The organism is Fructobacillus ficulneus (assembly GCF_001047075.2).
Taxonomy (GTDB): Bacteria; Bacillota; Bacilli; order Lactobacillales; family Lactobacillaceae; genus Fructobacillus; species Fructobacillus ficulneus.
Window position 1 is genome coordinate 20133 of sequence record NZ_DF967978.1, and the last position, 7496, is coordinate 27628.

Sequence of the window (7496 nt, forward strand, 5' to 3'; positions counted from 1 at the left end):
AACGAGCGTAATTTTAGCAATATTAATCATGATAAGTTTGATTGGTGCCATTGCGATCTTACCAGAGAATATTGATGGTCTCTCAGGTGGATTTATAAAAATTGTTGATATTTTAATTTTATTATCTGCTGGGATATTTGTATTTCGTCATTATTATTCTAGTTATTGGAACAAAATGTTGGATACTTTTAGCTTTTTGGCTACAAAAAATACCACTTTTTTTGTCATTTTCCTAATAATTATTTTTTGGCAAGTTTATTGTGTTTACCTATTATCTGGGACAAGTACGTGGGATTGGATGTTTTTAGTTCAAAGAGCAACCACATCAAAGCTTGGATGGCCATGGCCAAATTACTTATCAATCAATCCTAATAATACGATGCTTTTAAAGCTTGAAAGTATGTATTGGCATTTATTAAACCATCCAACATTCGAGCATTTTATGTATGCTTTGAATTTACTAAATGTAGTTATTATCGATTTTGGAACTTACCTTGTTTGGCGATTAGGGAAAAAATTTACGCATCAAACAACAGCTAAAATTACATTAATCTTATTATTAGCATTGTTTACATGTGTTCCTTTTTTTGTTATACCTTACTCGGATACTTTGTCATTTTTTCTAACGGCGTTGTTGTTAAATACATTTGTAAAAATTTTCAAAATTCATAGCTTGAAGAACCTAATTTTATATGGTCTACTTGTTGGAATTGAATTAGTCTTCGCATACATGATTAAGCCTTCATTGTTGGTTTTGCCAATTGCTGCTTTACTAGTTATATTTGTGTTATGGGTATCTAAAAATGATCAAATCGACTTGAAATATCTAAGTTTAACGTTGATTTGGTCTTTGACGATATTGTGTGGTGGGTCAATTCTTATGAAGAATTATCTTTATAATCATAACGGCATCGTGAAAGTTGATACTCGTCAAGCATTGCCAATGTCACATTTTGCTGCCATGGGAATTACTGGTGATGGCGACTACAATGTTACTGATATGTTTAATTCTGTTAATATTAAAAATCCTTCAGCAAGAAATCAAGCTTCCTTGCGTCTCATTAAGCAGCGTTTTATTAGTCAGGGTGGAATTATCGGTTATGAAAAATTTCTGTTTCACAAACAGATTAAAAATTCTGCAGATGGAACAATGGGTTGGGGCCATGAGGTATATTATCTTAAGGCATTCCATTCTTCGGATAAAATCCGGGCAGATACATTTCCTCGAAAATATTTCTTAGATAACAATGGAATTGCAACAGAACAAAAGTTTGATTTTCGAACAGTTCAACAATTTATTTGGATTGCAACATTAGTTTTAATTTTATTTAGTGTCTTGGATCAATCACTTTGGGGGCTGTATTTGAAACTTAGCGCTATCGGGTTTTTTATGTTTTTGTTGTTATTTGAAGGTGGTAGATCGCGATATCTAATTCAATTTTTACCAGTATTATTATTATTATCAGGCTTGGGTATACAAAATATTAAAAATTATTTTTATTTAAAAAATGATGATGGGATGAAATTTTGAAAACTATTAATCAATTTAAAGTTAAAGCAAATGAAAATAATCATATATTCGATTTATTTTTGATCTTGATTTTAACTATAATTTCAGTTTTACCTGCTTTTTTACATGGATACTATAATTCATCGGTTGATGGAATATATCATTTTGCTCGGTTTGAAAACATTGCGAGTTCACTAAAATCAGACACGCTACCTTCTCTTTTTAATTTTAATTATGCACCAATCAATAGTTATCAAGGCGTGGCTATCAACGCGATGTATCCTTGGCTAGATGGTTTGTTATTTATTGTTCCTAGAATAGTAATTTCGAATCCTTTGCATGCTATGGAAATTGGCTTTTTTCTTCTAAATTTCCTTACGATTTTTAATATGCGTTTGCTAGCTGGTAGTCTTTCGAGTAATCGTTGGATAATTTGGTTAGGAGTAATTGTTTACGAATTTAATAATTTCCATCTAATTGACCTTTACTCTCGAACTGCATTAGGAGAGTGTTTTGGCTACGCGTGGATGCCTTTAGTAGTTTTAGGTTTACTTCAATTACATCAAAATAAAAAATCAAGTCCTTTTATTCTGGGATTATCATTGGGAATGATTGCAAATGCACATGTTTTATCCTTAGTACTTGCTGTTATTTTTGTTTTAGTCTTCGAAATTTTAAAGAATGATGTAACTTTAAAAGTTTTCAAAAACGCTCTGCTTTCATTTTTCATTTTTTTAGCTATTTCTTCTTATTCCCTTTTTAATATTATTAATATATATGTACATTCTAAAATTGCTACACCAGAACGAGGTATTGTTTCGGTTGATTTGAGTTCTTTTTTGACGTCAAATTTTGGAAATAATATGGCTGAAAAAACATACTGGATTTATGGTTTGCCACTTTTAGTCATTCAAATTGTATTGACAGTAATTTTGTTTAAAAATATGCAGAGTTCGAATTGGCGAAAGTGGTTAATTGCTGCAGATATTTTGTTTATTATTTCACTCAACTGGTGGCCATGGAGTATATTTGTAAAAACGCCAATATCTTTGCTGCAATTTTTAAGCCGTCTTAACTTGTTTATTGTATTATTTTTGTCCATTGCTATTGTTATGTTTTTTAATGAAAAAAAGAAAGTAAATAAGAGAAACATTATTTTAATTGGGATCATTGTTTGTTTTGTTTCACTGGCAGGCACGTATCAAAACCGATTAAATTATAACGGGTTACAGTCTAACCATTATTCCTTGAATGCTGATAATTATGAGAGCATTCTGCATTCGACGTCTAGTTTTAACGATTACATTCCGCTTAATAAAAATGGAAAAAAGCTCAATATTAGTAATAGTAAAGTTCCAAAACAAATTAGTGGAAAATCTAATCAATCTGTATATAAAGTTGATTTAGACCATGAATCAGTGGTTGATTTTCCAGTTGTGACATATCAAGGATTTAATTACAATATTTTTATTGATGGTATTCGTTCTAAAAGTTTGGACACAAATCAAGTATCTGTAAAGCTATCCAAAGGAAGGCATATTATTAAGATTGAAGCACCGTATGATAGGTCCTCATTGTTGCTATTTATCTCAATTTTATCGATTTCAATAACGATATTAATCTTATTTTTTTTAAGATTTTAAAAAATATTACATTATAAATTTAGTCATTAGCAATTAGTCTGTACCATTACACAGTATTGTTTATGATATAATCAATTTGAATAATTTATATTAAGGAAAGATTATGACTCAAAAAGTTTCAGCAGTCATTGTGACTTACAATCGACTAGAATTGTTAAAGGAAGTAATTCAGAGTTTACAACAACAAGAATTTTCAGTTAATCATATTATTGTTGTGGATAATGCTAGTGATATCGATACGAAAAATTATTTATTGTCATTAGGCAATTCAATTAATTATGTGCGTTTAGAAGAAAATCTTGGTGGAGCAGGTGGATTTAACAAAGGTATTCGCTATTTTATGGAGAATACCGATGATGATTTTGTTTGGGTAATGGATGATGATACAGTTGTGCATCATGATACTTTACAAAATTTATTAGATTTTGCGAAAAAAGAACCTAATTTTGGCTTCCTTGCTTCAGATGTTCGTTGGATTGATGGTCATCGAGCAAAGATGAATCAACCAGCTCCGATGAACCGTTTAAAAGTAATTCCTGAGGACCAGGTAGAGCCTATTCAATTGCAAAATGCCACTTTCGTTTCTTTACTTGTCAGAAGAAAAGTTGTTGCGGAAATTGGTCTACCGATTACTGATTTTTTCATTTGGGGAGATGATATAGAGTATACTGAGAGGGCTGGAAGATTTGCTCCTGGCTATTTTGTACCTGCTGCAAAGGTAACTCATAAGATGGGCGCTAATGTTGGTTCTAGTTTACTAAATGATGGACCAGAGAGAACACCAAGGTATTTTTATTCATATCGTAATAAAGGCTACTATATTCGAAAAAGAGATTGGTATCGTAGAAATCGAGCACGGGTACGTACTCTAGCTGAATATTATCAAATTAAATTTTCGAAAACAGATCGTAAACAGGAAAAGTTGGCAATTATGAAAAAGGGAATGAAGGCAGGAAAGTCTTTTGATCCTATAATTGAGTTCGCAGGTAAAAAATAAAATATAATTTTAGATGGACAATATTGTATTCTAATATATAGATACTTAATAAGTTTTATTTTTGGTTCTATAACAATCGGTGGTGATGTAGATTTGCATCACCACCATTTTTTATGGACTAATTAAAAAATGGTGGCCATGTCTATCTTTACTTTTATGAATTTAAAGAGATGAACAAGCGACTAATCAATCTCTCAAAAATGATTTAAAAGAGACTAATGAATTGAGTTGGCACTATTCAAAACAGTTTCGAAGTTCAATGCCAAATTGGTTTTCTTCTTTAAAAACTTTTCTCAACTTGAAACCAACAAATCCTGCTCTCAAAGGAGTCACGTGAATACCTGACAAAATCGATGCATTATTTTCACAATTCGAACCAAAATACGTCACATCCTATGAAGATTAACAATTAACGGCGGCTAGATATACGAAATTGAAGTCAAAAGTAAAACACACCTTAAGCAAGCATCAATACTTATATGTATAGCGCTAAATTATGAAAATTTAACAACAGCTATAAATTACTTCAAAAAAACTAATTAGTAGTATTTTTGAAGTAAAACAAGTAATCAAGAATAGTTTTAAATTATATTGTATTTTTGTTTGATTAACTATCAAGAATTTAAAAATGTAACATTATTGTTCTAATTAACAGTGGAAACAGTAAAAAAAATTAAGTATAATATTTATTATTGCCTGTTTACATAAATCATGCTCTAAGCAGGCATACAGAGGGAGTAAATAATGATTCAAAATGTAATACAGTTACTAACAAAGTATCGTGAAACTTTGTTATATTTGTTCTTTGGTGGAGCAACATTTGTAGTTTCTGTGCTAAGTTATGGCCTTCTTTCGGCAGAAATGCATTTTGATTATTCATCTGCATATATCATTTCTTGGTTTGTAGCTGTGCTTTTTGCATATCTGACAAACAGAATTTGGGTTTTTCAGTCAAAGGTTCATAAGACTAGAGAACTGATCCAAGAAATTTGGCAATTTTATTTAGCCAGAATTATTACTGGAATTATAGGATGGTTTATTTTAGCGTTTGGGGTTAAAGTGCTCCAGCAAAATGACTTGTTATGGAATGGAATTCAAAACATATTTGTTATTGGTTCTAATTATGTTTTGAGCAAGATGTTTATTTTTAAGAAAAGTTAGAGTTTATTGAGAAGTAAATTTACATAATATTCAGATTATTGAATTAGGTCTGAGTGAGATTAAGAAAACTAAATTCTCTGCTTATTACATTAGTAATAATAGTAATTATAATTTATTTTTTTGTTTTTTAAGACCATTGATAAGTTTTATCACAAATATTATAATTGCATAGGAAATTTAATTTTTAATTAATGAATATATGATAGAAAAGGAATAATAATGGATAAACTGGCAGTAATTATACCAGCGTACAATGAGGAGCAGACGATACAAAAAGTTGTTAAAGATGTTTTGGACGTTACTAATGAAATATCTGAATCAAATGTATACGTCTATGATAATAATTCAAATGACAATACTGCTGAATTGGCTAGAGCTGCTGGTGCAATTGTGAGGAGTGAGTATGCACAAGGTAAAGGTGCAGTCATTAGACGGATGTTCCGTGAAATAGATGCTTCAGCTTACATTATGATTGATGCGGATGATACTTATCCGGTTGAAATGATTCCAGAAATGTATCGCCGAGTTATTGAACAAAATGTTGACATGGTGGTAGGTGATAGACTCTCTTCAACATATTTTGAGGAAAATAAACGTCCTTTCCATAATCTTGGAAATGGTTTAGTTCGAGGCTTAATCAATCGTCTTTTTAAAACGAATATTCGTGATATTTTGACGGGATATCGTGCATTTTCATACCAGTTTGTGAAAACATTTCCCATTCTTTCAAAAGGTTTTGAAATAGAGACGGAAATGTCAATTCATGCTGCTGAAAAGAATATGTTAGTTGATAATTTGGTAATTGAGTATCGCGATCGACCAGATGGATCTGAATCAAAACTCAATACATATGGCGATGGGCTTCGTGTTATTAAAACCGTAATCAGTTTATATCGTGAATATCATCCATTTTCATTTTATTCTTTTTTTTCAATTCTATCCGGCTTAGTCGCAACGATTCTTTTTTGTTGGCGTGTTCTTTTCCCATATAATGACACGCATACCGTTGTGAATTTTCCAAGTTTAGTTGTTTCAATGCTATTTTATTTCGTATCAATTTTAACGTTCTTTGTGGGTTCAATATTATCTTCAATTCAATCAATTGAAAAAAGAAATTTTGAGATGTCCTTGGTTCAAACAGAAATGAAAAAAAATAGAACTAAATAATATTTAATTAAAATTGGAAATTAGGCTAATTATGGAAAATAAAAGAAAAAAGTTAGTACTGGATATTTTTTTAATAATTGTGTTAGCACTATTATCAATTTATCCAGCGTTTACCGAAAGATTTTTTAATGTCTCTTGGGATGGGATTTATCATCTCACTCGGTTTGAAGATATAACAAAGGCATTTTCTTCAAATCACGTTCCTTCGTTATTCAATTTTCAGTATAAAGCCTCAACTAATCCTTTTGGAGTTGCTGTGAATGCGTTTTACCCTTGGGTCAGTGGCTTGATTTTTATAGTACCTGAATTAATATTTTCAAATCCATTATTTGCATTGAAAGTTGGCTTTTTTTTATTAAATGCAATCACGATATTGAACATAAAATTGTTAGTTTCAGAATTTTCCAATAAAAATTGGCCTGTTTGGGTTGGAGTTGTAGTATACCAGTTCAACAATTATCATTTTATTGATCTATATTCAAGAGTAGCACTTGGGGAATCGTTAGCATATGCCTTTTTCCCGCTAGTACTCTTAGGCTTAATTAAGATTCACAAACAAGAAAAGAGTGGTGTACTATTTTTTTCATTAGGAATGGGGTTAATAGCAGCAAGTCATGTTCTTTCACTATTTTTTGCGGTAGTTTTCGTTGTTATTTATGAGATTGTTGCATTTATTAATAGAAGAACTAGTTTAAAGTCTTTTGCTTATATATTCTTTGGGGGAATTTTTTCTTTAATTATATCTGCATATACCTTGCTGAATATTGCGTCAATGTATATGAATACTCAGTTTCAGGCTGCAGCTACATTTATCGTTCCACTGGAACCAGGAAACATATTCAATTTACTACTTTCAAATGATTTGTCTGAAAAAGGAATATGGATTTATGGGTTGCCATTAATTATTTTTCAAGTTTACTTAACTATTGTTGCTTTACTGCAACATAATAAAAAGCAATGGCATAGTTGGATTTTGACCTGTACCCCAAAAGTTGAAGTAAATATTTAGACCTAGCTG

General features: G+C 30.7%; 6 protein-coding genes. All 6 read left to right on the forward strand.

The genetic code is table 11. The features are described 5' to 3' along the window. The first annotated feature begins 28 nt into the window (after window positions 1-28). The 6 genes from AOQ29_RS00085 (at window position 29) to AOQ29_RS00110 (ending at window position 7487) form a co-directional block, all read left to right on the forward strand. Window positions 29-1531 (forward strand): glycosyltransferase family protein, encoded by a 1503-nt coding sequence (locus AOQ29_RS00085; protein WP_061992547.1) that lies wholly within the window; start codon window positions 29-31, stop codon window positions 1529-1531. Next, complete coding sequence (locus AOQ29_RS00090; RefSeq protein WP_061992548.1) at window positions 1528-3153, forward strand: glycosyltransferase family protein; 1626 nt, start codon at window positions 1528-1530, stop codon at window positions 3151-3153. The genes AOQ29_RS00085 and AOQ29_RS00090 overlap by 4 nt, the downstream gene beginning before the upstream one ends. 103 nt (window positions 3154-3256) lie before the next feature. Beyond that, window positions 3257-4150 carry a glycosyltransferase family 2 protein gene (locus AOQ29_RS00095; protein WP_061992549.1) on the forward strand — a complete coding sequence of 298 codons (894 nt, stop codon included), beginning with the start codon at window positions 3257-3259 and terminating at the stop codon, window positions 4148-4150. Between the two features lie 744 nt (window positions 4151-4894). Continuing rightward, entirely contained in the window at window positions 4895-5311 is a 417-nt protein-coding gene (locus tag AOQ29_RS00100; RefSeq protein ID WP_114674969.1) for a GtrA family protein, read from the forward strand. A 219-nt stretch (window positions 5312-5530) separates the two neighbouring features. Continuing rightward, window positions 5531-6478 (forward strand): glycosyltransferase family 2 protein, encoded by a 948-nt coding sequence (locus AOQ29_RS00105; RefSeq protein WP_061992550.1) that lies wholly within the window; start codon window positions 5531-5533, stop codon window positions 6476-6478. Window positions 6479-6509: 31 nt separating this feature from the next. Further along, a complete protein-coding gene (locus tag AOQ29_RS00110) occupies window positions 6510-7487 on the forward strand; it encodes a glycosyltransferase family protein (protein WP_061992551.1) in 978 nt (325 codons plus the stop codon). The last annotated feature ends 9 nt before the right edge of the window (window positions 7488-7496 follow it).

Bases quoted from the DNA above. Each gene is read 5' to 3' on its own strand.
- AOQ29_RS00105 (WP_061992550.1), top strand. From the start codon at position 5,531: ATGGATAAACTGGCAGTAATTATACCAGCGTACAATGAGGAGCAGACG.
- AOQ29_RS00085 (WP_061992547.1), top strand. From the start codon at position 29: ATGATAAGTTTGATTGGTGCCATTGCGATCTTACCAGAGAATATTGAT.
- AOQ29_RS00110 (WP_061992551.1), top strand. From the start codon at position 6,510: ATGGAAAATAAAAGAAAAAAGTTAGTACTGGATATTTTTTTAATAATT.
- AOQ29_RS00095 (WP_061992549.1), top strand. From the start codon at position 3,257: ATGACTCAAAAAGTTTCAGCAGTCATTGTGACTTACAATCGACTAGAA.
- AOQ29_RS00100 (WP_114674969.1), top strand. From the start codon at position 4,895: ATGATTCAAAATGTAATACAGTTACTAACAAAGTATCGTGAAACTTTG.